Here is a 25,434-nt window from a genome sequence, read left to right on the forward strand (position 1 = left end):
TTTAAAATGGGAAAAGAAACAGGATTTCTTGAGTATAGAAGAGTAAATAACGGAGATGTTCCGGCATCAGAAAGAATTAAGACTTTTGCGGAATTTCATACTCCTTTGATCGCAGAAGATCGCAGGAATCAGGCTGCAAGATGTATGAACTGTGGAGTGCCTTTTTGCCAGTCAGCAATGAATCTTGGCGGCATGGTGACAGGCTGCCCTTTACATAATCTTATTCCTGAATGGAATGACGAAATCTATAGGGGGCATGATGAACATGCTTTTAACAGACTTCACAAGACCAGCAATTTCCCTGAGTTCACGGGAAGAGTATGTCCTGCGCTTTGTGAAAAAGCCTGCATGTGCGGTCAGAATGGAGAGGCCGTTACAGTACATGATAATGAGCTGTTTCTTATAGAAACTGCATTTGAAAAGGGTTATATCAAACCTTTGAAGATAAACGTAAGGAGCGGCAAAAAGGTTGCTGTCATCGGAAGTGGACCATCAGGACTTGCCGTTGCCGATGAACTAAATCATAGAGGACATCATGTAGAGGTGTTTGAGCGTGAGGATGAAATTGGCGGTCTCTTAATGTATGGTATTCCTAACATGAAGCTTGATAAAAGCGTGATAAAGCGCAGAAGAAAGCTTATGGAAGAGGAAGGCGTAGTTTTCCATACGGGAGTTGATGTGGGAAGGGACAAGAAGTCAGAAGAACTTCTTGCAGGTTTTGATGCAGTTGTTCTTTGCTGCGGCGCTAAGAAAGCAAGACCGCTTGCAGTTTGTGACCCGGCTACTGATAAGGGCGTTTATTATGCGGTTGATTTCCTGACAAAGACTACTAAAGCTCTTTTGACAGGGAAAGACAGAAGCGTAGCTTCCTTAAAAAAGCAGGGCGGATACATTGATGCAGAGGGCAAGCATGTGATAATCGTCGGAGGTGGCGATACGGGAAATGACTGCATCGGAACTTCCATCAGAATGGGCGCTAAATCTGTTACTGCAATTGAAATGATGCCAAAGCCTCCAGTGGAGCGCCTTGCAAGCAATCCATGGCCGGAGTGGCCCAAGGTTCTTAAGACTGATTATGGCCATGAGGAAGCGATTCATGTTTATGGCGAAGATCCAAGAGTCTATGAGACCACAATCAAGAGCATAGTCAAGGATAAGAAGGGCGCAATCAAGCAGGTTGAGACCGTTAAGGTTAAGTTTAATGGAGGAAAGCTTGAATACGTTCCGGGAACTGAGCAAAAGCTAAAATGCGATATCCTTCTTATTGCAGCAGGATTTGTGGGCTGTGAGGACTACACCGCTGATGAATTTGCCGTTAAGAGAGGCCCAAGAGGCACCGTTCTTACCGCAGATGATGGGTATCATGTAACCAATACCAAGATTTTCTGCGCCGGCGACATGCACCGCGGTCAGTCTCTGGTAGTTTGGGCAATCGCAGAAGGAAGAGCCTGCGCTAAAGAAGTGGATGAGTATCTGATGGGATATACGAATCTGTAAAACAATCGTGAATATTATGCAAATAAGTTGACATCGATTTGAATACAAAAAAGTACAAGTAGTTTTCCTTTTGTTCATATTTTGTGAACAATATGAGAAAAAATGCTTGTACTTTTTTGCGTTAGCATGGTAAAGTGTTATATAGCAGAATTATTATATTCAAATTTAACGAGGGAGAATTATTATGAAAAAGAGAATTATCAGTATTATTGCAGCAGCTACGCTTGCTTTTTCACTTATGGGCTGTGGTGGAGCAAGTACTTCAAGCTCAGATGTAGATTATATCAAGGGGAAGGGAACACTTATCATTGGTATAACAGATTTTGCGCCAATGGATTACAAGGATGATTCAGGAAACTGGATTGGTTTTGACGCAGATCTTGCTGTGAAGGTTGCAGATTCACTTGGGGTAAAGGCTGAGTTTGTAGAGATTGACTGGGACAACAAGGTTCTTGAACTTAATAATAAATCTATTGATGTTGTATGGAATGGAATGACACTTACAAGTGAAGTTAAGAATGCTATGAGCTGCACTAATCCATATCTGAACAATGCGCAGGTTGTTGTTGTGCCCAAGGATAAGGCTGATCAGGTCAAGACAGCTGATGATGCCAAGGCATTTGGCTTTGCGGTTGAGACTGGTTCTGCAGGCGAGCAGGCCGCCAAGGACAATGGTTTTGATTTTACAAGTGTAACTTCTCAGGCAGATGCTGTTATGGAGGTTCAGGCAGGTACTTCCGGAGCTTGCATCATTGACCTTTTGATGGCAGGAGCAATGATTGGTGATGGCACAAGTTATCCGGATCTTACACATACAGTGGAACTTACAACTGAGGAATATGGAATTGGCTGCAGAAAGGGCTCTGATCTTGCAGAATATATCAACTCTCAGATGAAGTCCTTTGGTTCTGATGGAAGCCTTACAGAGATTGCAAAAAAATATGGCGTTCAGGATGCTGTAATCGCGCAGTAAGGAAGGATTTTTATATATGTTTTGGACTGTTACACTATCGCTCATTGAAGGTTTTTTGGCAACAATCAAGCTATTTTTACTGACGCTTCTTTTTGCCTTGCCCCTTGGACTTGTCATATGCCAGGGCTCAATGAGCAGGATCCACATCATAAGAGTGCCCCTGAAATTCCTGATCTGGGTTATAAGGGGCACGCCTCTTATGTTACAGCTTTTAATAATCTATTACGGACCGGGAATTTTCCTTGGAATCAATATTTGGGGAAGTTCGGGAAACGGGAGATTTACAGCGGCGTTGATTGCTTTTGTGATAAATTACGCCTGTTATTTTTCTGAAATATACAGAGGCGGAATCCAGTCTATTCCCTATGGGCAATATGAAGCTGCTCAGGTTCTTGGAATGACGAGAGGCCAGATCTTTTTCAAAGTAATCCTGTTACAGCTTATAAAGCGCATCGTTCCGCCGATATCCAATGAAGTTATCACTCTGGTAAAAGATACATCTCTTGCCAGAGTAATTGCTGTGTATGAGATAATATGGAACGGCCAGACGTTCATAAAAAGCAGTGGCATTATCTGGCCGCTATTCTACACAGGCGCTTTTTATCTGCTTTTCAGCGGATTACTGACCTTACTCTTTAATTACATTGAAGAGAGGTTATCATATTTTAAATAAAGGATTTGTTATGCCGATACTTGAAGTAAATAATATTAAAAAGAAATTTGAAAATACAGAGATTTTAAAGGGAATAAGCTTTTCTATGGAAGAGGGGCAGACTATCTCGATAATCGGTTCTTCCGGAAGCGGTAAAACGACGCTTTTAAGGTGCCTGAACCTTCTAGAGAGGGCTGACGAGGGCATTATCACTGTTCGAGGGGAAAAGATCTTTGATGCGGCGGATGAGCTTGATAGTCCTGAAATCCTGAGAGAAAAGAGACTTCACTTTGGAATGGTCTTTCAGCAGTTTAATCTTTTTCCGCAGTATACTGCACTTGGCAATGTCACATTGGCTCCAGGGCTGTTAAATGACGGCAGGAGCATGGCTGAAATTGAGAAGATGGGAAAAGAACTTCTTGATCAGATGGGGCTTTCTGACAGAATGAACAATTATCCTCATCAGTTATCCGGTGGTCAGCAGCAAAGGGTGGCTATTGCAAGGGCTCTTGCCATGAAACCTGATATTCTGTGCTTTGATGAGCCTACGTCAGCGCTTGACCCTGAGCTTACAGGTGAAGTTTTACGAGTAATTCGTGAGCTTGCAAATAAGCATATGACTATGATCATAGTAACTCATGAGATGGCGTTTGCCAGAGACGTTGCAGATGAAGTCATATTCATGGATGAGGGAATCATCCTTGAAAAAGGTCCTGCGAAGGAAGTCATAACCAACCCCAAGCAGGAGAGAACGAAGAGGTTCCTTCAGAGGATGAATTCTTAATTCTATAGTCAGATGTATGTATTTACTGCGGATTTAGTGAGAATAAAATTCATTTCCTAAATAAATTTTAGCATATTTTAAGAATTCGATTGATTGTTGCTTTATGATATAAGGTTTAAAATTAAACCATGAAGCGATTAAGGATCATCATTATAATAGTATATTCTATTTTGGCGCTTATAGTATCTCCTGCAGTTAAGTTAAATGCAGAGGATAATTTAGAGCGCCAATTTCACATACTCTTTATATCATCTTATGGCTACTCCAACGCAGGTGTGCCTGACCAGCTCGAAGGTTTTAGAAGTGGAATAGACGGAATAAATGTTGACATTACTTTTGAATTCATGGATGCAGAAAAGTATTATAGCAGCGTGGATATCATGAATTTTGATAAGTATGTCAGGTACAAGATTTTTACTGACAGGGACTATGACCTTGTGGCGGTTGCAGATGACCCGGCCCTTAGATATGCAATCAACAATAGAAGCAAGCTTTTTCCTGATATACCGCTTGTTTTTATGGGAATCAACAACATGACAGAGGCGACTACTGCAGCTGCTATGAAAAATGCAACGGGAATCGCTGAAAAACTGGATTTTTTCGGAAATTACCTGATTATGCAGTCTCTTTTTCCAAAGAGAGATCATATGGTGGTCGTGGTGGATTCTTCAGTTGCGGGGCAGGGTGATTATGTTGAATTCATGAAGTTTCGTGATGAACATCCGGAAATCAACAGCTCTGTCATAAATACGTCCTATTATACTGTGAATGGCCTTAAGGAAGCATTCGGGTCTTTGGGAGAAAAAGACATCATCCTGTTTTTGGATTTTTCAATGGATGGGGATAATAATGCCTATTCACTTCAGAATGCATCAACTTTTTTGTCACAGAATGCAAAAAATGTGCCAATTTTCAGACTGGCTTCTTCTGATGTGGAGCATGGAGTTTTGGGAGGTATCTCTTATTCGTATTATGATGCGGGAAGACTTGCAGGAGATGCGGCTAAGAGGATTCTTAGCGGAGAAGCGGCTGATGAGATAGAGCTAATGACTTCTGCCGGAACAACTCCATATTTTGAGCAAAGCTGCATGGATCAGTTCGGGATAAGGTACAGCCAGCTTCCAAATGGTTCTGTGATCCTCAATGAACGGGAAACATTTTCAAAGTTTTATCGGGAAAATAAGACTATCAGTAATCTTACAATAGTCATAGCTTTTTTGATGATATTTATTATAGGGCTTCTCTACATGTCCAATCAGCGCAGGAAAAACATGATACGCACTGACTTCATGACACAGATGCCGAACAGAAAGAAAATAATGGAAGATATCAATCAGGCTGTGGACGCCAAAGCGCCCTATGGCATTATCATGCTTGATGTTGACCACTTTAAAAGTATAAATGATACTTATGGTCATAAAGTTGGTGATGAAGTGATAATCGCAGTTGCAGGCAGGCTTCAGGAGCTTGCAGATAAAGGACTTGTTTTTGCAAGGCTTGGCGGAGATGAGTTCTGCGGACTTTTCAGCAATCCTTCGGAAGTGGATGCCATGAAGATTTGCGGAAGTATTCAAAGAGCTATGCGAAATCCCATCAGTACATCCGGTGGAATAATAGATTTTACGGTAAGCATAGGCTGTGCAATGTATCCTGTGGATACAAAGTTGCCTGGGAAGGTTATGGAAAATGCTGATAAAGCGCTCTATGAGACAAAAGAAAAGGGCAGAAACGGATTTACTTTATTTGGCAGAATAAATGAGCCCGGCTGAGTTACGCTTGTAATAACCGGTATCAAAGAGCTTTTGTTCTATGTTGTCTGCTGTGACCTGTATGGGCTTAAGAAGGTAGGAAGGGACGATCTTTTTGCCATTATCATAGTCTTCTGTATTAAAAGAGCATGAGAAGTCCCAGTCAGCTGAGTCTATAAGTTCTTTTCCCGGAGTGTTTCCTGATAATAAAGAAAGAGCCAAAGAAACAGTTACTATTGATTCTTCGCTTAGGTCTTTAAAGACAGTCATACTCTGAGTTCCATTGATTATATTGTAGATATTGGCGATATCCCCGTCCTGTCCGGTCAAAACCACCTGATTATCACCTGCATAGTCTGCTTCTATTGCTCTTGCAGCTCCAAGAGCTGTTGAGTCATTTGCGCATAGAACAGCATCGAGCCTTGTCCCCTCGGGATAGTAGGAGTTTAAGAGTATCTGAAGACGCTGCTGAGCAATGTCGGAGGACCACTGAGCAGTGGCAGTTTCATAAAAGGAAGTCTGATTGGAAAGGGAGATTAGCATACCTGATTCTAAGAATTCTGACAGTGTATCCATAGCTCCTTTATAAAAATATCTGGAGTTATTGTCGACGGGATCTCCGCTGACAAATTCGATATAAAGCGGCTTTTCTGCAGTTCTGACGCCAAGTGTTCCTATGACATAATTCGCCTGCATTCTTCCAACTGCGTAGTTGTCAAAAGAGACATAGTAATCAACCACATCTGAGGACATAATTAGTCTGTCATATGCTATCACTTTAACATTTGCGGCTTTTGCTTCATCGAGAACTCCTGAAATTGCTGCGCCATCTACAGCGGCGATGACAAGAAGATCCGCTCCGGAAGCTATCATTGAGCGTATATCGTTTATCTGAGTATCAATAAGGTTGTTGGCAAAGCTTAAGATTACTTCACAGCCGTTTTTTTCAAATTGGGACATAAGATATGCGCCGTCGCGGTTCCATCTCTCAAGGAGCATATCGGGCATGGAAATGCCAATGACAGTGCGGCCATCATCAGAGTGGGTATCCGTAACAGTGACTGTTTCTTCCTGAGAAAAATTCGCATTTTCCGGAACGCTGCTGCTTCCACATCCGGATAAAGAGAATACGACAAGTATTATGTTTATTAGAAGTATTGAAATAGCTTTTTTTGATTGCAATTTTTTTATCCTTCTTCCAAACAACAAAACGCAATAACACATATTTATTATCACTCAAAAGAGGCTCCATTCCAATTAAAATACTATAAAAAATTACAGTGAAAATCAGTCAGATTCGTGTTAAGATATTTCTTAACGCAGTTGCGTTTTATGGGGAAGAAGTTCGGGGTTTTAGGTATGATAAAAGTGTTTTTGGTTGAGGACGAATTTGTCGTCAGAGAGGGGATCAAAAATAATATCAATTGGTCGGCGCACGGCTATGACTTCTGCGGAGAAGCATCTGATGGTGAGATTGCTTATTCTATGATCCAGAAGCTTAAGCCGGATATCGTTATAACCGACATCAAGATGCCTTTTATGGACGGGCTGTCACTTAGCCGCCTTATCAAGGCAGAATTTCCATGGATTGAGATTATTCTTTTAACCGGATATGAAGATTTTCAGTATGCGCGGGAGGCAATTCGAATTGGTGTTTCCTGTTACCTTTCCAAGCCTATAAGCGGCGACAATCTGCTTAAAGAGATTGATGCCCTGGCTGTTAAGATTGAGGAAAAGAAGCAGGAGAGAGAAGCGACCCGCAGATATGAAGAGGAGATGAAGGAAAGGCTGGAACTTGATAAGCAGGAGTTTTTCAGGAGCCTTTTAAGAGGTGGAAAGGGCTTTTCTGAGCTTATTGACGGAGCCAAAAAGCTCTCAATCGACATATCGGGATTGTATTACAACATTATTCTTTTAAAGGTATGGTCCACAAGGCATGATATAAGTGAGTATTCCAACAGCGTGGTTGAGATTGAAGAGCAGATAAGGGCAGTTTCAGAGAAATTTGGCGCAGTGTATTTTGACTTAAATGTTGAGGGAATAGCTCTTCTTGTCAGAGGTCAGACGGACGAAGAACTGCAAGATGTCATTACTAATTGTATAGACGAGATAAAAAAGATAATGGAGCAGTACCACCATATCAGATATTTTGGCGGTGTTGGACAAGTGGTAAACAGGGTTACGGAGATTCCTGTTTCTTTTAACTGGGCTAGCAGAGCGTTTGCGCATATTTATCTGACTTCTGACAACGGCTTCTTAGTGGGCTCGGAAGAGGCATTGCACCCGCTCAAAGAAGATCTGATCCTTTCTGAAATTGATCCTAAACATATCGATAGGAAACATATTAAAGAGTTTCTGAGAAGGGGCGAGAGCTCGGAGGCAGAGGTCTTTTTACAGGAGTTTTTTAACGGAATGGGTCCCAATGCGATAAAATCTACCATGCTAAGGCAGTATATCGCGATGGATTTTTATTTTTGTGTATGTGATTTTGTTGAAAATGAGCTGGAAATTACAAAGGATGCCATGGACGAAGAAATGGCTGTTCCTACGCCTGAAATCCTTGCAGACGAGAAGCGTACCAATGAGTATCTTGTGAATATCATAATTAAGGCAGTCGGGATAAGGGATACCATGAACTGCGGCAGATATCATGAGCTGGTAAAAGAGACTATTGCCTATATCGAGGAGCATTACAGCGAAGATGATCTGTCATTGAATTCCCTGGCAGCGCATGTGAATTTTTCTCCAAATCACTTAAGCGCAGTATTTAAACAGGAGACAGGCAAGCCATTTATTAAGTACCTGACGGATTACAGAATGAGCCAGGCAAGAGAACTTTTGGATAAAACCTCCAAAAAGAGCAATGAGATAGGGCTGCTTGTTGGATACAAGGATCCACATTATTTTTCGTATTTATTTAAAAAGACACAAGGTGTGACTATAACTCAGTACCGTGGTGGAATGTAAGTGACTATTCAGACAGAAATAATTCACTAATGTGATCGGAGGCAACCTGATGTTCTTTAAATATAAACAGTACAAGCATGATTCGAAGCTTGCCAATAAAATAAGGCTATCTTATCTGGCACTTCTTTTACCCAATATAGTTTTCATGTTATTTGCATTTCATAATCTGTGGATGGTCAATGAAAGAAATAATGACATGTTAAGTTCGGTGGTTACAGCCAGCGAGTTTAGTCTGGATTTTAAAGACGATTTTGATTATGAGACATATCTTTTGATCGTGGGGAACGTATCCTGGGAATCATCTGCGCTGCCAAGGCTTCTTTGGGATGCGAGGACTATTGTTGACGGACTCAAGGATTATACTGATAATCACGATAATCAAAAGCGTCTTCAGAGTGCTGAAAAATATTTGAACAACTTAGATACATATATTGGCAGGATAAAAGAAAATCTCGAGCATGAGAACAAATATGAAGCCAACATGGTTATTTGGGAGAACGATGTTCAGATCGTTACGTCATTGCTGCAGGAAACTATCAATGAGTATATCTACTATGAAAATCGTCAGCTTCAGGTAACTCAGGCCAAGAATAAGGCTCTTTTTATCCATACTTTTGAGATATCAATTGTTATATTTATTATACTTCTTGTGAGCATTATCATGATTTCTTTCTGGTGGCCGCTCATGATAACAAGGCCTATAGAGGAGCAGGTAAAAGAGGAACAAAAGCAGCTTCGAAAGGCAGAATTTGAGCTGCTTCAGGCTCAGATAAACCCGCATTTCCTTTATAATACGCTGGATGCCATTGTGTGGTCCGCAGAGGCAGGCAATCAGAAGCAGGTTGTGAGCATGGTGGGGAGCCTTTCTGATTTCTTCCGTACCTCTCTCAACAAGGGAAAAGAAATTGTCTCCATTAAGGAAGAACTGCAGCATGTAAAGAGTTATCTTGAGATCCAGCAGGTTCGCTATCAGGATATTCTTAGTTATGAGATAAATGTTGCCAAAGATATCTATAACTACAGCATTCCCAAGATCACTATTCAGCCAATCGTGGAGAATGCTCTTTATCACGGTATTAAAAACCGCAGAGGCGGGGGCAAGATTACAGTTACCGGTGTTGAGGAGAAGGACGGAATTGTCATTCATGTAAGTGATGATGGAATAGGAATGGATGAAAACAGGCTGAGCGAAGTGACACTTGGCCTTAAACAGGACAGCCCGGATAAGGCAACTGTCTATGGACTATATAACGTTAATGAGCGAATCAGGCTGAATTTCGGCGACGAATATGGAATAACCATAAAGAGTGTTAAGGACAAGGGTACAGATGTACTTATCCATTTGCCGAAAATCTTAACCGAAATGATAAAAAAATGAAACAAAATTTAGCGCTGAGCTGGCAATAATAAAATTTTTAACTTTTTCTAGTTTATAATTCTATGGCGTTTTTTTCTTAAAAACTTACAATTAATGCATGAAAGGGAATGGTCCCTTAAAGAAAAACGGGTTTTAGGAGGAAAAACTAGTTATGATGAAAAAAGTATTGTCAGTACTCTTGGCGTCAGCCATGACACTCGGCCTTGTTGCTTGCGGAAGCTCACAGCAGGCTGCATCCACCGACGGAAAAGCTTCAAGCGGTGGGCTTATCAAAGTAGGTATTATCAATAATGACCCTAATGAATCAGGTTATCGTACAGCTAACGATGCCGATCTTAAGGCAAAATTTACAGAGGCAAACGGCTATGATGCATCTTTTGCATACAGCTTAAAGAATGATGAGCAGATTCAGGCAGCTCAGAATTTCATTCAGGACGATGTAGATTATCTTCTTCTTTCAGCTGCAGATACAGCAGGCTGGGATTCAGTTCTTAAGGATGCACAGAATGCAGGCGTAAAGGTTATTCTTTTCGACCGTACAATCGATGCTCCTGATAGTCTTTACGAGGCTTCAATCGTATCAGATATGGCTAAAGAAGGCCAGACAGCAGTTGACTGGCTTGCAGGTCAGAATCTTTCAGAGTACAACGTAATCCATATCCAGGGTGTTATGGGAAGTGCAGCTCAGCAGGGACGTAGTGGCGCTCTTGATACAAAGGTTGCAGCAGAATCAAACTGGAACATTGTTAAACAGCAGACAGCTGAGTGGAACGCAGAAAAGGCACAGCAGATCGTTCAGTCAGTTATCGATGCAGGAACAGCATTCAACGTAATCTATGCAGAGAACGACGATATGGCTAAGGGCGCTGTAGCAGCTCTTGATGCAGCTGGTATCTCACACGGTGTTGGCAAAGACGTTGTTGTTATGGGCTTTGACTGCAACAAGTGGGCTCTTGAAGAACTCCTTGCTCAGAACTGGAACTATGATGGACAGTGCAATCCTTTCCAGGCTAGCTACATTGATGATATCATCAAGACTCTTGAGAGTGGCGGAAAGCTTTCACAGAAAGTAATCATCATGGATGAGAAGGGCTTTGATGCTTCTACAATCACACAGGAAGATGTTGACAACTACGGTATCTGATCTCACATAAAAGATGCCTGAACAAACATTATAAAGTTAAACTTCACGCGGTGCGGATTTCCGCACCGCGTAATTTTTAGATAAGGGACGGAAAGTATGGAAGAATCTAGAGTTCTGGAAATGAGAGGGATTTATAAGGAATTTCCGGGTGTTAAGGCTCTTCAGAATGTTGATTTTTCTTTAAATAAGGGAGAAATCCATGCTCTGATGGGAGAAAATGGCGCCGGAAAATCTACGCTTATAAAAGTACTCACGGGTGTTTATTCCAAGGATGCCGGAACAATCACGCTTGAGGGAAAAGGTGAAGTACATATACATTCTCCGCAGGATGCGCAGAATTGCGGAATCAGTACTGTTTATCAGGAAATAACGCTTTGTCCAAACCTGACAGTAGCTGAAAATATGTTTATTGGAAGAGGTAAGGGGACCTTTACCAATTGGAAAGAAATGAACAGGGAAGCTGAGGCTCTTTTGAAAAAGCTTGATATCCCTGCAAAAGCAACACAGCAGCTTGCAAATTGCTCAATAGCAGTACAGCAGATGGTAGCTATCGCAAGAGCTGTAGATATGGATTGTAAAGTTCTGATCTTGGATGAGCCTACATCATCACTTGACGAACAGGAAGTTGAAAAGCTCTTTGGACTTATGAGAGATCTGAAGGCTATGGGAGTAGGAATTATTTTCGTTACTCATTTCCTTGATCAGGTGTATGAAGTTTGTGACAAGATCACTGTTTTAAGAGATGGTCAGCTTGTCGGTGAATATGAAATCAAAGATCTTCCAAGAGTTCAGCTTGTAGCAAAGATGCTGGGCAAGGAAATGGATGATCTGTCAGATATAAAGGGCGAAAATGGCAGCTATGAAGGCACAGATCAGCAGGAAAAGATATTTGAAGCTGAGGGACTTCAGAGCAATGCGGGAATCAAGCCTTTTGACTTCTTTATCAAAAAAGGTGAAGTAAACGGATTTACAGGCCTTCTTGGCTCAGGGCGAAGTGAGTGCGTAAGAGCAATCTTTGGCGCTGACAAAGTCTTGAAGGGCAAGGTTAAGATGCATGGAAAAGAAGTTAAGATAACCAAGCCTATCGAAGCTATGAAACATGGTATTGCTTATCTTCCTGAGGATAGAAAGATTGATGGTATAGTGGGGGATCTTTCTGTAAAAGATAATATAATACTGGCTCTGCAGGTTTTGAACGGATTTTTCAAACCATTTAGCAAGGCGCAGGCAAATGCTTTTGCCGAAGAGTATATTAAGAAATTAAATATTAAAACAGCTTCTGCTGAGACACCGATAAAATCTCTTTCAGGCGGAAATCAGCAGAAAGTCATACTTGCAAGGTGGCTTTTGATGCATCCGGAATATCTGATCCTGGATGAGCCTACAAGAGGAATCGACGTAGGAACCAAAGTTGATATTCAGAAGCTCGTTTTAGAGCTGGCAAAAGAGGGAATGAGTGTAACATTCATTTCATCAGAGACAGACGAAATGCTTAGAACATGCTCTAGACTTATTGTAATGAGAGATAGGAAGGTAGTTGGGGAACTATCCGGTGATGATCTTACTCAGAATAAGATTATGAGCACTATAGCAGGGGAGAGTTCAGTATGAAAAATCAAAATATACTTAAGAGACTGGTGAGCAACCAGCTTTTTATACCGCTTATTGCGCTGATTCTTTTGGCGGTAATAAATCTGGTAAATGACCCGGGCTTTTTTAAGATTACATTAGGAACAAATAATGCAGGAAATCCTGTACTTTCAGGTTATCTGATCACCATTTTGGATTATGGTTCAGAGCTTGGAATTCTTGCAATAGGCATGACACTTGTAACTGCAGCTTCAGGTGGACAGGATATCTCTGTTGGCGCAACTATTGCGATTGCAGGTTCTGCAATGTTAAGAGTATTGTGCGGCGGTAATTCAAGACCTGAGACAATTCAGGCACCGATCATCGTAGCATTTTTGGTTGCTTGCGTAGTGGGAATGCTTTGTGGCGCGTTTAATGGAATTCTTGTTGCTGTATTTAAGATTCAGCCTATGATCGCAACACTGATTCTTTTTACAGCAGGAAGATCAATTGCAGCCTGGATAAATAATAATGAGCTTCCTATAGTTCCGGACCCTAAATTCTCATATTTTGGCGGATTTATTCCTGGAATTCCGATTCCTACGACAGTATTTATCGTAATAGGCTGCATTATCATCATTGCCCTTGTACTTAAGTTTACAAATCTTGGGCTTTACACACAGGCTGTAGGTATCAACGAAAGTTCTGCAAGATTAAATGGTATCAATCCAACAGCAATTAAGGTTCTTTCTTTTGTTATCCTGGGATTATGCGTTGCAGTTGCTGCTCTTATCAAGGTCAGCCGTCTGTCAACTATCAATTACTCTGTTGTGGCAAAAGACATCGAGATGGATGCAATCCTTGCAGTTGCGCTTGGTGGAAATGCACTTTCAGGCGGTAAATTCAACATGTGGGCATCAATTCTTGGAGCGTATGTAATTCAGTTCCTTACTACTACATTGTATAAGTTCAACGTTCAGTCTGATGCGCTTGCAGCTTATAAGGCAGTAGTAGTAATATTGCTCGTTGTATTCTCAGCTCCGACTGTAAGAGAGTATTTTAGAAATATGGTAAAAAAGCTGGCTCCGGCAAGAAAGGAGGCAGCCTGAATGAAAAAGCAGAATGAAAAGACAAGTATTTTTAACAGATTAAGTGATACAAACCTGCTCCTTACAATAACAATTGTAATCTTTTTCCTTATGTATTTAGGAGCAATTATCTTTCAGGGCGGAGGCTTTACAAAGCCACAGATGCTGTTTAATATTTTAAATTCAAATGCTGCCCTGATAATTACTTCCTGCGGATTAAGCATTGTAATGATCACCGGGGGTATTGATATTTCAGTAGGTGGTGTGGTTGCGCTGGTTTCCATGTGCTGTGCAGTTTATCTAGATTATCATGATGGAAGTATTCTTGGCTCTATCCTTATTGCACTTGGTATCGGATTGTTGTATGGACTTGTCCAGGGCTTCCTTGTGGCTGTGCTTGATATTCAGCCATTCATTGTTTCTCTTGCCGGAATGTTCTTTGCAAGAGGAATGACAACTATCGTAAATACTGCGCCATTTAACGTTGAAGACCCTGAGTTTACAGCACTTAAGGACACAAGAATCATTATTCCGGGAATGGGATCTTATACCAGAAAAGGAATCTATGTTCCGGCCTATGTTGAAATTGGTGTAATTGTAGCGCTTATAATTGTGATATTATTATTTATGGTGCTCCGCTTTACCAAGCTTGGAAGAAGCTTTTACGCAGTTGGCGGAAATAAGCAGAGCGCACTGATGCTTGGCATAAATGTAAGAAGAACCAAGTTCTTGTCACATCTTATCTGCAGCGTTCTTGCCGGAATTGCCGGATACGTTTACTTTTTACATGTTGGTTCCGGTTCTGCAAGCCATGCGATGGGCATGGAAATGAATGCGATTGCTTCTTCAATTATCGGTGGAACAATGCTTACAGGTGGTGTTGGTAATATTATAGGCACGCTCTTTGGTGTTATGTCACTTTGCACTATTCAGGCAATCGTTTCTTCAGCCGGTCTTGATGATGCATGGTGGACAGGTATCACAATTGCAGCTATGCTTTGCATATTCTTGCTGATCCAGAGTGTTGTTATGGCTCAGAAAAAGAAGAAATGAAAATAAATCCGGGAACGATTATTTTATGAAAAAAAATGCTTCTTTTGCGATGATTATGCTCCTGTTGCTCGCTCTTTTTGTGGGCTGCGGGAGCACCGCTCTAAAAAATAAAACAAATAATGATGATGGAAACCCACAGGAAGAGGATAGTATCATAACTGTTGGGTTTTCTCAGCTTGGGGCAGAATCCGACTGGAGAAACGCCAATACCAGATCCATGCAGGCTTCCTTTGCGGCTGATGATAATTATGCTTTGCTCTATAAAAATGGTCAGCAGAAGCAGACAAATCAGATAACAGCCATAAGAATGTTCATTCAGCAGGGAGTTGACTATATAGTCCTGGCTCCTGTCACTGAAAGTGGATGGGATTCAGTTCTTGGGGAAGCTCGTGATGCCGGAATTCCTGTTATCCTGGTTGACAGAAGAGTAGATGTTACGGATAAGAATCTTTATTCTTGCTGGGTTGGTTCTGATTTTGAGCTTGAAGGCAAGAAAATGGCTGCCTGGATTAAGAGTTATACGGAGAGTATAGGTATGGTCCCTGAGGATCTGCACATTGTGAATATTCAGGGAACAATTGGTTCAACAGCTCAGATTGGAAGAACAAGAGGCCTTGCAAATGCTGCGAGGGAAAATGGCTGGGATCTCATGGAAGAAATAACCGGTGATTTCACAGAAACCAAGGGGCGCGAAGTTATGGCTGCTCTATTAAAGCGCTTTGATAACATAAATATTGTTTATTGTGAGAATGATAACGAAGCCATGGGGGCAATAGATGCTATTGAAGCTGCAGGCCTTAAAGCTGGCCCTAATATCAAAAATGGCGATATCATGGTTGTTTCTTTTGATGGTGTTAATATTGAGGCTTTAGAATACGCTAAGCAAGGCAAGATATCCTGCATTGCAGAGTGTAATCCGATGCATGGTCCAAGAGTAAAGGCTTTGATAGATACATTGGTTTCCGGTCAGACTCCTGATAAATTTAACTATGTGGATGAGAAGGTTTTCAGCTCAATTTCCAGGGTGAAGAAAATCCAGGTTGATGGAGTTACTTACGACATTGATCTGCTGGAAGACTGATAACGTACACAGATTTTCTTTACGCCCAGCCCCAAGGTATCCATTCGGAAATGTTGGTAAAACATATTTTTCATAATTTTATATTGTTTTTATTTGAAAAAACATAAATATGTAGCCATAATATAAGTGTCAGGATTTGCAAAAAGGAGACCAAAAGCTATGAGAAAAAAGATACTTATTGCGGATGATACAAATTTTATGCGAGAGATGATCAAGTCTGCTCTTGATCCTGAGAAATATCAGATTATTGCAGAAGCAACGGACGGGGTTCAGGCGGTTGAAAACTATAAGGAGAAAAAGCCGGATTTAGTTATTCTGGACATTAATATGCCCAAGATGAACGGCATTGATGCTTTGACAGAGATAATAAATTATGATGCTAATGCAAATGTCATCATGTGCTCTGATCAAAAGTATGAAAATATGATTGTCATGGCAATCAAGAGAGGCGCTAAAGACTTCATAATTAAGCCATTTAAGGCGACAGATGTCATTCTGGCAGTTAAGAAAGTCTTTAATGAGGACGAGGAATAAATAAGGTATTAAAATGGGCCATCGCACTAATCAGTGTGGTGGCCTTTCATTATGACTTTTTCGTACGCCCAGCCTCAAGGTGTCCATTCGGAAATGTTGGTTTTACGGGTGGCTCAGAGTTTTCAAGAAGATATTGTTAGGAAATATTTTCTTTGCGTCTTCTAAGTTCCCCATTTTTTACCCCATTGATCAAAACTTGTATTGCATTTAGTAGCTATGTCTGCCAGGTCAGTTATTTCTTATATGATATAGTATTTGCGATGCAACGTAAATGAGTGATAGCAAGATGGCACAATCTTTTTCACGCCAATCCTTTCGAAATGCTATCAACATATGCAGACATGGCCTACAAATGTTGATTTATTCCGCTTTAAAAGATTGCTGCAAACTTGGAATCACTCCGCAATTTTGAAACTACTTCCTCTGCGAAAAGCCCGATATACTGTTTAAAAGTTTCTTCATTGATATAGACAAAACGGGAAGGCAATTCAGTTGCGTTACTTATGCCTGCACTGGTCGGCCTTTTTATGGGCTCTTTGGCGGCTTCTGTAAAGCAATCACCATGATCATGGGCTTTTTCAAAGCAGCTTATGGCTTGTTCATAATCTTTATTTCTGTTACAAATACGTGCTGCATTCAAGTAAAGCAAGCATATATCGCTATTAAACCATCCATAATTACCATCTCCAAAAGCAGACTTATAAAGCATAACAAGCGAAAGATAGATCTCCGGATTGTTGGTAGTTGCAAAGTGTTCAAAATTCATGTTTAGCACATCTGCCAGTTGATGAAGTAGTGCAAGAAAAGCTTCACTTACATATCGGTCATAATTGCTGTCGTGTAACAGCACTGTACGTACCAACTCTCTGCAACTTGATAAAGAAGAACTTTGACCTGCAATCTCTTTTATCTTCTGATAATCTCTGAGTGTACCAAGTACGCCAATAAGTGAGGAATGAATACGCTCTTTCATGTGAGCATCGTCACTGTTCTGATAAGCTTGCTCAAATAGTTCAGCAGCTTCTTTTAATGTGGCTGTATCATCTTTTTTTCTTTTATCAACCGAAGTAGTTATCCAAAGAATCGTAGCCAGTCTTTCCTGTAAATGCCATTCGTTAGGGAACTCCGACAATGCTTCTCGAAGAAACTGTTCGTGATTTTTTAATTGCTTTTTGTCAGGTTTAAAACCTGGCTCCAATAGTCTGTTCGCTTTCTCAATGTATCTTGAAAGAGTACTTTCACGATCATTGTTGTAACCGAACAGTTCATCAATTGAAACGTGGAAGTAATTGGCAATGGCAGGTATCATCTCCATATCCGGATATGCCTTGTTTGCTTCCCAGCGAGATACAGCCTGATTTGTTATGCCTAAAGCAGTAGCAAGGTCATCCTGTGTTCTCCCATCTCTTTTACGCAATTCCTTGATTTTGGTGCCTAACATAATTCTCATTTTTGATATCTCCTTAGTAGAATTCACCGGTGTGATTTCATTATATCGAAGGAACTTAAGCAATCCAATAATCAATTAGTTGTTTGATATACAACTATTAATTTATAAGCGTGTTAAAACTCTCGTGTGCTGGCTTGTTCATATTTGATTGAATATGAGCTAGATAGTACACTAATACATCTTGGCCTTTTTGATTATGTAAATATGCGCTAGCGACTTTATGATGACTATAATAGAATCAGATGATAAAATGGTTTGTTGGTGAATCAACCAAATATGAACATGAGATTATTAAGAATATTCACGAGAGGAATTGTAAAAATATGAAAACAGTCGCATTGATGAAGGAGATATGTATTCTAACACTGGCTACAACGATAATTGGAGCGTCAGTTTTCTTTTTCCTTATGCCAAGTCATGCTTCGGTCAGCAGTATCGCAGGTCTTGCAATTGTATTGTCGAACTTTATTCCATTGAGTGTATCGGTGATAACATTGGTGATGAATATATTTTTGCTGATAATCGGTTTTATTACCTGCGGACCGGAATTTGGTTATAAGACAATATACACATCGATTTTATTGCCAGTAATTATCGGGATATTTGAAAAATGTTTCCCAAATTTTGTATCTTTTACCGGTGATGCGACACTTGATGTAGTTTGCTATATATTTTTCGTGAGCATTGGTATAGCGATACTTTTTAACAGAAATGCTTCTTCAGGAGGAATAGATATTGTAGCCAAGATACTTAACAAGTATCTGAGGATTGACCTGGGAAAGGCTATGTCAGCAGCTGGATTATGCGTTGCGGCATCTTCAATTCTTGTTTATGATACAAAGACCTTGCTTTTGAGCATTCTTGGAACATATTTTAACGGTATGATTCTGGATCATTTCATTTTTGATCAGAAGCTTAAGCGAAGAGTCTGCATTGTTTCACCCTTTGAAAAAGAAATACGAGACTACATACTTAATGAGCTTCACAGCGGAGCAAGTATTTATAAAGCCATTGGTGCTTATAGAATGCAGGAGCACAATGAGATAATTACTATAGTAGATAAAGGTGAATTCCAAAAGCTCATGGCTTTTATTGATAAGGTGGATCCTCAGGCATTCATTACTGTTTATAAGGTCAGTGAAATGCAGTATAGATCAAAATCTATGCCGGAGAGGATTTTTGAGTAAATGTATTAGAGGCTCAAAAGGAGACAAAAAAATGGAGCGGTGCCATGGCAACGCTCCTACAAAAACACATAGTGTTTTTTGGTCGTATTTTAATTTTAATCAGTTTGAGGGAATTGTCAACAGCTTATTATAACGGGAGTTTGACACCTAAATCATATCAAAAATAGTTGCAGACCACATCTGGTCTGTATTTTTTTGTCAAATTATATTTTTAATATATAGTGATATATAGCGATTTTGTGGTATAATATTACTATATATCAAGAATCACAAAAATAACGCCAAGAGCCTGATGTATTAAGGCTTTTGGCGTCTTTAGTTGGTATTAAAACTGTCAAAGGCAGGATTTTATCAGTGAAATTACTATTAAATCACGATTAATTTTGCATTTCTTATCGTATGGTAAATCTGCTTAGCAGCTCATTGATGGATATAGCTGAATCAGATACAGAATTTGCAACATTCTCAACACCCTTTGATTCATCAGCAATCTCCTGAGCACTTACTGCCAAATTGGCTACAGTAGCTGTTATTTCTTCAGAACTAGCTGACTGTTGCTCAGATATAGCAGCAACACTTGATGCTATGTCATTTACATTTGCCATCATTCCAATCATGTTGCGCATTGTGTCTGCTGTACTATTGAGCTCCTGATTAATCTTACTAAAGCTATCTCCAGCTTTTGAAACTGCTCCACTACTATTGGTAATAGCCTCCATATTTGCCTGAGATTTCTCGGCAAGATCTTTAATAAGATTTGTGATCTCTGCGATAATATCGCTGATTTCTTTAGCAGCTTCCTGGCTGTTTTGAGCAAGTTTACCGATTTCATCAGCAACAACAGCAAAGCCTTTTCCTGCTTCTCCGGCTCTTGCAGCTTCAATACTTGCATTAAGTGACAGAAGGTTTGTCTGTTCAGAAATAGAATCAATCATCCCTACTATTTCAGTAATCTTATCTGCAGAATCTCCTACTGTAGAAACCACATCATTCATATCACTCATGGAAGATGTTATTACTTCCATATTCTTCTGAACATTGCTCATATCATTCTGTCCAACTTCAGCCTGATCTACAAGACTTAGCATTATCTCATTTGTCTTATTTCCATTATCGGTTAATTCTGCAACTGACTGTGCAAGCATAGTTGCATTATTAGCAAGTTCTCCTACTGCATTTGAAATATCATCCATTGTTGTCTGGATTTGTTCCATCGATTTAGACTGCTCATTAGCTCCTTCAGTCATCTTACTTGAAGCATCCTTTGAAGAGTTTGAGTCAAATTGTAGTTGTTCCGCTCTCTCCTGTATATTAGAAATTGTATCATTCATTACTTGAACATAATTTTCCATTTCTTTGCTGATAAGACCAATTTCATCACCTTTATCTTGAGGCATCTGCGTAGTAAAATCCCCTGATGAAATCTTAATTATACTATTAGAAAGACTATTAACAGGCTTAGTAATAACTCTGCTTATTGTGATCAAAATAATAACTGTGATTATGAAAATCAATGCAATCATTGCTATCATTGCAATAATCATAAATCTGTTGGATGATGCCAAAACATCATTTACAGGAACAGAAGAAACCATATTCCAACTTGTACCCTGAATATTATAATAGCAAACATAATATTCAAGTCCGCTTAACGGATTTTTTATTTTTGTAACCGCAGTACTACCGGAATCAATATATGCTTTAACGCTAGATAGAAAAGCATTTCCTGATTCAGATATTTTTTTACCATTTAAATCCTGATTAACATAGCTGATAATGTAATCCCCGGCAAGTATCATAGAATTACCTGTTTTCATGGGAGTATATTTTGATGCTTCATTCTGAATATCACCAAGGAAAACGTCAACAGCACAAACTCCTTCCATTCCATTATAAAAACTGTTCTGTCTTACAAAAGAGACACAAAGCTGCCCGGTAGATGAATCAACATAAGGATCAGATTCAATAAATGTCTCATGTCCTTGTGCAAGTTTATACCAATCTCTTTGTGTAGGCTTCCAGTCAGGAGCCTGTATGGTATGATTGGCAAAAACATAAGTATCATCCTCATAACCAATGTAAATTCCTGTATTGTTAATGATTGTGTAATTTGTAGAGGGCTCAATATATTTTAGAATTGCTTCCTCATCTTCAAAAGGAACCTGTTCCATGGTATCACAATATTGACCAAATTTTGCCAACAGCATTCTGAATCCGGTTCCTATATTGTAAGCATTAGCCTGTGTTTCAGCCTGAAGATCCATAAGAGATACATCTTCAATTGTAGCTTTAGCATTGAATGATAGAATAAGAATAATTACAACTACTCCAATGATAATCACAGGCAGTAAACACATCAATAATGTTTTTCCAATACTTTTTTTTACACTCGAATTGTTTTTTCCATTATTTCCAATAGTTGAAGCTGTTCCCATTTTTACCCTCCATTTATAAATGTATTAATAAACATTATTGTACGTAGATTCATGTACAAATATATTTTACATGTATATATATAAATAATAAATTTATCCATAATTAAACTTTTGTTAAACTTGCGTAAATAAACGCTTTTTTGAATCTAAATTCGTCTGTTTTTTATTGCACGGGAGTTTGAAACCTAAATCATATCAAAAATAGTTGCAGACCACATCTGGTCTGTATTTTTTGTCAAATTTTAATATATAGTGATATATAGTGATCTGTGGTATAATAAGGGATGGGGGATACTATTCATGAAACTTACAATCTCAAAGTCCAAGAATTCAGAATCATTCTATATTTCCAAATCCTTTATTGATAATTCTGGAAAAAGCACCACTGCTACTGTCCGTAAACTCGGCACACTTTCAGAATTAATAAAGGATCATGGCCCAACTCGTGATGATGTTATTGCCTGGTGCCGCAGCGAAGTTGCTGCCGAAACCAAGAAGTACAAACAGGCACGCAAAACAAAGTCTGTTCAGGTTGTTTTCCACGCAGATAAAGAATTAGACTATGCACAGCGCAAACTATTTGAAGGCGGTTATCTGTTTCCTCAGGCTGTTTACTACAAGCTCCAGCTGGATAAGATCTGTAAGACAATCAAACAACGTCATCAGTACGAATACGATTTAAATGCCACCCAGTCAATAAAAAAACTTGATGCAGAAAACAAAAAACTCGCACTGAGTAAAGATGGTTTTAAAAGGCTTGCGGATAATAAAAAGGTTTCTGCTGCAGAAATTGAAAGTACTGATTCTGATGAGTTGTACTACAAAAAAATCCCTTATATCAGCGGAAATATCGATCAGCTACTCATAATCACCTATTCGCCCAAATATGCAGCTTATCAAAAGGCAATCCGAGAGGCTCAGGTTCAGCGCGCTGAAGCCATGATAAAAAAAGGAAAGCTCAAAAAGAATCGCAAAAATCCTAATGATCCAGCCCGTTTTATATGGAAGGATGCATGTACTGAAGATGGCGAAGTTGCCGATATCCATTACTATCTTGACGAGACAAAGGTTGCCGAAGAAGCTGGATATGACGGTCTTTACGCTGTCTGTACAGATCTTATAGACGATGATGTTAAGGATATTTTGAAAGTAAGCGAGGGACGATGGCAGATCGAGGAATGCTTCAGAATCATGAAAACAGATTTCGCTGCAAGACCTGTCTATATCAGAAGAGATGACAGAATAGAAGCCCACTTCCTGATATGTTTCCTGTCATTACTTGTTTATCGTTTATTGGAAAAGCAACTTGAAAACAAATACACCTGTGAAGAAATCTTGGATAAATTGAAATCAATAAAATTTGCAGACATTAAGGGACAGGGATACATGCCAACTTACATTCGTGATAAACTTACTGATGCCCTTCATAAAGTATGCGGTTTTAGAACCGATTACGAATTCATTACTAAAGCTGATATGAGAACTATAGAAAAACAAAGCAAGCAAAGGTAATATTACTATATATCAAGAATCACAAAAATAACGCCAAGAGCCTGATGTATTAAGGCTTTTGGCGTCTTTAGTTGGTATTAAAACTGTCAAAGACAGGATTATACATTATAATTATTCAGTAAAGGTCTGAGAAGCACTACAAGTTTTTGCTGACTTAGACTGAATGAAATAATCACTGTATATAATTAGTTCTACAAAGGAAGTAAATGAGAAAAAAAGGACGATACAACCCATTTAAAGCTAAAAAAGAAAACGATAAGAAACAGAAATTTCTGGCAGAGAAAGCTTTTCCTAAAAAAGAATTTACTGAGTATTGGAAAAAACATTCCGATGATGTTTCAAGTGCTGTTTATGATGCCTTTCTTGATGAGCTGACAATAAGAAGAGTATTCATGATGCTAAAAGGCCCTTATGGCCGAAGTCAGAGGCAGGAAGTTCATAAAGGGAACATAGGGAAATTCTGCGAATATCTTCCTAAGAAGTTTAACGTAGATATGTTAAGAGAGATGGTGCCAAATTATGCAAGGATAATCTATGGTGTTATCCTTAATTGCGACAATATGCCGCTGGTTGATTTTGCCATGTCTGTCAATGAGAATATTGGCGTACCAATCGTTATGGATAATCTGCGCGAGAACAAACGTGATAAAGAGATTGTGGAATATATAAGGACACATCTCAATGAGATGGTGGTCTATGAGCAGCTTTCACATAATCGCAATTATATTCAAGCTGCAGAGCGAATCAAGAAAGTGATGGAAGCCAAGAGGCTCCTTTATCACAATATCCAGGAGTCAACGCCTGATGATTATACAACACTGTTTCCTCTTGCAAGGCAGATGAAAAGGCATTTTGTGCTTCATATAGGTCCCACTAATTCCGGAAAGACATATCAGGCAGTTCAGGAACTTATGGCAGCTGATAGTGGCATCTATCTGGCACCACTTCGTCTTCTTGCCTATGAACAGTATGAATTCATGAATGGCAATGGATGTCCTTGCTCCATGATAACAGGAGAGGAGAGGATTCTTATGCCGGGCTCTTTCCATCAGTCATCTACAATTGAGATGATGAGCCTTAAGGAAGAATGGGATATGGCTATCATAGATGAAGCACAGATGGTAGCTGATCGTCAGCGTGGCGGTTCCTGGACAGCAGCAATTCTTGGGCTTCGGGCAAAAAAGATTCATGTATGTGCTTCGCCTGATGCTGAAAAACTAATTACAAGGATGATAAAGAGTTGCGGCGATACAGTAGAGATTGTGCATCATGAAAGAAAGACTCCACTTCAAATGGATGAGGAAGCCTCAAACTTCAGATTCCCTGAATATGTTCAAAAGGGAGATGCTCTTATTGTCTTTTCACGAAAAGATGTGCACAGCGTTGCGGCTGAACTGCAGGATAGTGGATTAACATGCAGCATCATATACGGTTCCCTTCCTTATGACGTAAGGCACAGAGAGGCAGGTAAGTTTGCAGATGGGGAAACTGATGTTGTTGTGGCAACTGATGCCATTGGAATGGGCATGAATCTTCCGATCAGGCGAGTTGTCTTTTTGGAGACTGTTAAGTTTGATGGGATAAAAGAGCGCCCGCTTACCGTGTCTGAAATTAAGCAGATTGCCGGTCGTGCAGGCCGATTTGGCAAATATGATGTTGGATATGTAACTTCCTATTATGACTACGACATTATCAAGTATCTTGTTTTTTATGATGCGGTTCCTATAAGCAGGGCCATGATAAATATTCCGGAAGAGTTTTTGGAAAAAGATGGGAAAATATCAACTATATTGGAACTATGGAATCAGATTCCTGCAGCAAATTATTATGACAAAGGAGATATAGCTGAAAAGATTACCGTTGCCCGTGCTCTTGAGGATATCAAAGATGATAGGGAATTAATCCGGCAGTTTATCAGAATTCCAATCAACATAAAGAATGAAGAAATTTTTGGCGTGTACAAGCAGTTCTATAGCGCTGTAGCTGAAGAGAGAGCGGTAGATTTGGAAGGAACTATGAAGAGGTTTGATACTTCAGGAATAAGCCCTAAATATAAGCAGGCTCTTCAGATTTTGGAAACAAGCAGTGCAGTATATGATTTCCTTTATTCTTTTACCAGGCTATTTGGCGATGAAGAGGATCTGGAATTAATCCTTGAAACAAAGAGAACTATTTCAGAAAAGATATTTACTATCCTTGATATGCAGAAGCTCAGTATGAAGTCTTGCAAGTGCTGTGGTAAGAAACTCAAGTGGTCATACAAATATGCTGTGTGTCAGGAATGTTATAGGAAGGGCAGAAAATAACAGTCTTACAATCTTGAATGGAATAATGAATGCGTGCAAACAGGTACTCGTCGCATTCGACTTCAAATGGCCTATT

General features: G+C 39.7%; 19 protein-coding genes. 16 read left to right on the forward strand and 3 right to left on the reverse strand.

Going from position 1 to position 25,434, the window contains the following annotated elements; genetic code table 11:
* Positions 1 to 6: 6 nt before the first annotated feature.
* The 5 genes from BM086_RS17040 (at position 7) to BM086_RS17060 (ending at position 5,675) form a co-directional block, all read left to right on the forward strand.
* Positions 7 to 1,497, forward strand: coding sequence for a glutamate synthase subunit beta (locus BM086_RS17040; protein ID WP_092329936.1), 1,491 nt, complete (start codon positions 7 to 9; stop codon positions 1,495 to 1,497).
* Positions 1,498 to 1,681: 184 nt separating this feature from the next.
* A complete protein-coding gene (locus BM086_RS17045) occupies positions 1,682 to 2,470 on the forward strand; it encodes a transporter substrate-binding domain-containing protein (protein ID WP_092329938.1) in 789 nt (262 codons plus the stop codon).
* Positions 2,471 to 2,486: 16 nt separating this feature from the next.
* Positions 2,487 to 3,143 carry an amino acid ABC transporter permease gene (locus tag BM086_RS17050; RefSeq protein ID WP_092329941.1) on the forward strand — a complete coding sequence of 219 codons (657 nt, stop codon included), beginning with the start codon at positions 2,487 to 2,489 and terminating at the stop codon, positions 3,141 to 3,143.
* Between the two features lie 10 nt (positions 3,144 to 3,153).
* Positions 3,154 to 3,906 (forward strand): amino acid ABC transporter ATP-binding protein, encoded by a 753-nt coding sequence (locus BM086_RS17055; protein WP_092329945.1) that lies wholly within the window; start codon positions 3,154 to 3,156, stop codon positions 3,904 to 3,906.
* Positions 3,907 to 4,034: 128 nt separating this feature from the next.
* Positions 4,035 to 5,675: an ABC transporter substrate binding protein gene (locus BM086_RS17060; protein WP_092329947.1), complete on the forward strand. Its 1,641-nt coding sequence runs from the start codon at positions 4,035 to 4,037 to the stop codon at positions 5,673 to 5,675.
* On the opposite strand, the gene BM086_RS17065 is transcribed toward BM086_RS17060, so the two are convergent.
* On the reverse strand, positions 5,646 to 6,836 hold the full coding sequence (locus tag BM086_RS17065; protein WP_242952250.1) for a substrate-binding domain-containing protein: 1,191 nt from the start codon (positions 6,834 to 6,836) through the stop codon (positions 5,646 to 5,648). The two genes, BM086_RS17060 and BM086_RS17065, sit on opposite strands and share 30 nt — an antisense overlap.
* Before the next feature lie 177 nt (positions 6,837 to 7,013).
* On the opposite strand from BM086_RS17065, the gene BM086_RS17070 reads away from it, so the two are divergent.
* The 8 genes from BM086_RS17070 to BM086_RS17105 all read left to right on the forward strand — a co-directional run bounded on the left by BM086_RS17070 (position 7,014) and on the right by BM086_RS17105 (position 16,468).
* Positions 7,014 to 8,621, forward strand: coding sequence for a response regulator transcription factor (locus BM086_RS17070; RefSeq protein WP_242952251.1), 1,608 nt, complete (start codon positions 7,014 to 7,016; stop codon positions 8,619 to 8,621).
* Positions 8,622 to 8,670: 49 nt separating this feature from the next.
* The gene (locus tag BM086_RS17075) at positions 8,671 to 9,999 is read left to right on the forward strand and encodes a sensor histidine kinase (protein WP_092329951.1); all 1,329 of its coding nucleotides are present in this window, start codon (positions 8,671 to 8,673) and stop codon (positions 9,997 to 9,999) included.
* A 151-nt stretch (positions 10,000 to 10,150) separates the two neighbouring features.
* On the forward strand, positions 10,151 to 11,143 hold the full coding sequence (locus BM086_RS17080; protein WP_092329958.1) for an ABC transporter substrate-binding protein: 993 nt from the start codon (positions 10,151 to 10,153) through the stop codon (positions 11,141 to 11,143).
* A gap of 96 nt (positions 11,144 to 11,239) precedes the next feature.
* Positions 11,240 to 12,754 carry a sugar ABC transporter ATP-binding protein gene (locus BM086_RS17085; protein WP_092329961.1) on the forward strand — a complete coding sequence of 505 codons (1,515 nt, stop codon included), beginning with the start codon at positions 11,240 to 11,242 and terminating at the stop codon, positions 12,752 to 12,754.
* Complete coding sequence (locus tag BM086_RS17090; protein ID WP_092329964.1) at positions 12,751 to 13,821, forward strand: ABC transporter permease; 1,071 nt, start codon at positions 12,751 to 12,753, stop codon at positions 13,819 to 13,821. The genes BM086_RS17085 and BM086_RS17090 overlap by 4 nt, the downstream gene beginning before the upstream one ends.
* Positions 13,822 to 14,853 (forward strand): ABC transporter permease subunit, encoded by a 1,032-nt coding sequence (locus BM086_RS17095; protein ID WP_092329966.1) that lies wholly within the window; start codon positions 13,822 to 13,824, stop codon positions 14,851 to 14,853. It abuts the gene before it with no gap.
* A 25-nt stretch (positions 14,854 to 14,878) separates the two neighbouring features.
* Positions 14,879 to 15,934, forward strand: coding sequence for an ABC transporter substrate-binding protein (locus BM086_RS17100; RefSeq protein WP_092329968.1), 1,056 nt, complete (start codon positions 14,879 to 14,881; stop codon positions 15,932 to 15,934).
* A 159-nt stretch (positions 15,935 to 16,093) separates the two neighbouring features.
* Positions 16,094 to 16,468 (forward strand): response regulator, encoded by a 375-nt coding sequence (locus BM086_RS17105; RefSeq protein WP_092329970.1) that lies wholly within the window; start codon positions 16,094 to 16,096, stop codon positions 16,466 to 16,468.
* A gap of 370 nt (positions 16,469 to 16,838) precedes the next feature.
* Here BM086_RS17105 and BM086_RS17110 read toward each other — a convergent pair whose 3' ends face one another.
* Entirely contained in the window at positions 16,839 to 17,918 is a 1,080-nt protein-coding gene (locus BM086_RS17110; RefSeq protein ID WP_092329972.1) for a helix-turn-helix transcriptional regulator, read from the reverse strand.
* A gap of 323 nt (positions 17,919 to 18,241) precedes the next feature.
* Between BM086_RS17110 and BM086_RS17115 the strand changes: the two genes are divergently transcribed.
* Positions 18,242 to 19,105, forward strand: a complete 864-nt coding sequence (locus BM086_RS17115; RefSeq protein WP_092329974.1) for a YitT family protein — start codon at positions 18,242 to 18,244, stop codon at positions 19,103 to 19,105.
* Positions 19,106 to 19,497: 392 nt separating this feature from the next.
* Here the strand turns inward: BM086_RS17115 and BM086_RS17120 are convergent, their stop codons facing one another.
* On the reverse strand, positions 19,498 to 21,540 hold the full coding sequence (locus BM086_RS17120) for a methyl-accepting chemotaxis protein (RefSeq protein WP_092329976.1): 2,043 nt from the start codon (positions 21,538 to 21,540) through the stop codon (positions 19,498 to 19,500).
* Positions 21,541 to 21,840: 300 nt separating this feature from the next.
* Here BM086_RS17120 and BM086_RS17125 point away from each other — a divergent pair, with 300 nt between their 5' ends.
* Positions 21,841 to 23,052, forward strand: coding sequence for an IS1634 family transposase (locus BM086_RS17125; protein ID WP_092329979.1), 1,212 nt, complete (start codon positions 21,841 to 21,843; stop codon positions 23,050 to 23,052).
* 206 nt (positions 23,053 to 23,258) lie between these two features.
* Positions 23,259 to 25,358, forward strand: a complete 2,100-nt coding sequence (locus tag BM086_RS17130; RefSeq protein WP_092329981.1) for a helicase-related protein — start codon at positions 23,259 to 23,261, stop codon at positions 25,356 to 25,358.
* The last annotated feature ends 76 nt before the right edge of the window (positions 25,359 to 25,434 follow it).

Source organism: Butyrivibrio sp. YAB3001, assembly GCF_900112195.1.
GTDB lineage: Bacteria > Bacillota > Clostridia > Lachnospirales > Lachnospiraceae > Butyrivibrio.

Excerpts from the sequence above, each read along its gene's own strand:
- BM086_RS17095 (WP_092329966.1), top strand. The coding sequence starts at position 13,822 with ATGAAAAAGCAGAATGAAAAGACAAGTATTTTTAACAGATTAAGTGAT.
- BM086_RS17110 (WP_092329972.1), bottom strand. The coding sequence starts at position 17,918 with ATGAGAATTATGTTAGGCACCAAAATCAAGGAATTGCGTAAAAGAGAT.
- BM086_RS17115 (WP_092329974.1), top strand. The coding sequence starts at position 18,242 with ATGAAAACAGTCGCATTGATGAAGGAGATATGTATTCTAACACTGGCT.
- BM086_RS17125 (WP_092329979.1), top strand. The coding sequence starts at position 21,841 with ATGAAACTTACAATCTCAAAGTCCAAGAATTCAGAATCATTCTATATT.
- BM086_RS17130 (WP_092329981.1), top strand. The coding sequence starts at position 23,259 with ATGAGAAAAAAAGGACGATACAACCCATTTAAAGCTAAAAAAGAAAAC.
- BM086_RS17040 (WP_092329936.1), top strand. The coding sequence starts at position 7 with ATGGGAAAAGAAACAGGATTTCTTGAGTATAGAAGAGTAAATAACGGA.
- BM086_RS17075 (WP_092329951.1), top strand. The coding sequence starts at position 8,671 with ATGTTCTTTAAATATAAACAGTACAAGCATGATTCGAAGCTTGCCAAT.
- BM086_RS17080 (WP_092329958.1), top strand. The coding sequence starts at position 10,151 with ATGATGAAAAAAGTATTGTCAGTACTCTTGGCGTCAGCCATGACACTC.
- BM086_RS17050 (WP_092329941.1), top strand. The coding sequence starts at position 2,487 with ATGTTTTGGACTGTTACACTATCGCTCATTGAAGGTTTTTTGGCAACA.
- BM086_RS17060 (WP_092329947.1), top strand. The coding sequence starts at position 4,035 with ATGAAGCGATTAAGGATCATCATTATAATAGTATATTCTATTTTGGCG.
- BM086_RS17055 (WP_092329945.1), top strand. The coding sequence starts at position 3,154 with ATGCCGATACTTGAAGTAAATAATATTAAAAAGAAATTTGAAAATACA.
- BM086_RS17070 (WP_242952251.1), top strand. The coding sequence starts at position 7,014 with ATGATAAAAGTGTTTTTGGTTGAGGACGAATTTGTCGTCAGAGAGGGG.
- BM086_RS17085 (WP_092329961.1), top strand. The coding sequence starts at position 11,240 with ATGGAAGAATCTAGAGTTCTGGAAATGAGAGGGATTTATAAGGAATTT.
- BM086_RS17090 (WP_092329964.1), top strand. The coding sequence starts at position 12,751 with ATGAAAAATCAAAATATACTTAAGAGACTGGTGAGCAACCAGCTTTTT.
- BM086_RS17100 (WP_092329968.1), top strand. The coding sequence starts at position 14,879 with ATGAAAAAAAATGCTTCTTTTGCGATGATTATGCTCCTGTTGCTCGCT.
- BM086_RS17120 (WP_092329976.1), bottom strand. The coding sequence starts at position 21,540 with ATGGGAACAGCTTCAACTATTGGAAATAATGGAAAAAACAATTCGAGT.
- BM086_RS17045 (WP_092329938.1), top strand. The coding sequence starts at position 1,682 with ATGAAAAAGAGAATTATCAGTATTATTGCAGCAGCTACGCTTGCTTTT.
- BM086_RS17105 (WP_092329970.1), top strand. The coding sequence starts at position 16,094 with ATGAGAAAAAAGATACTTATTGCGGATGATACAAATTTTATGCGAGAG.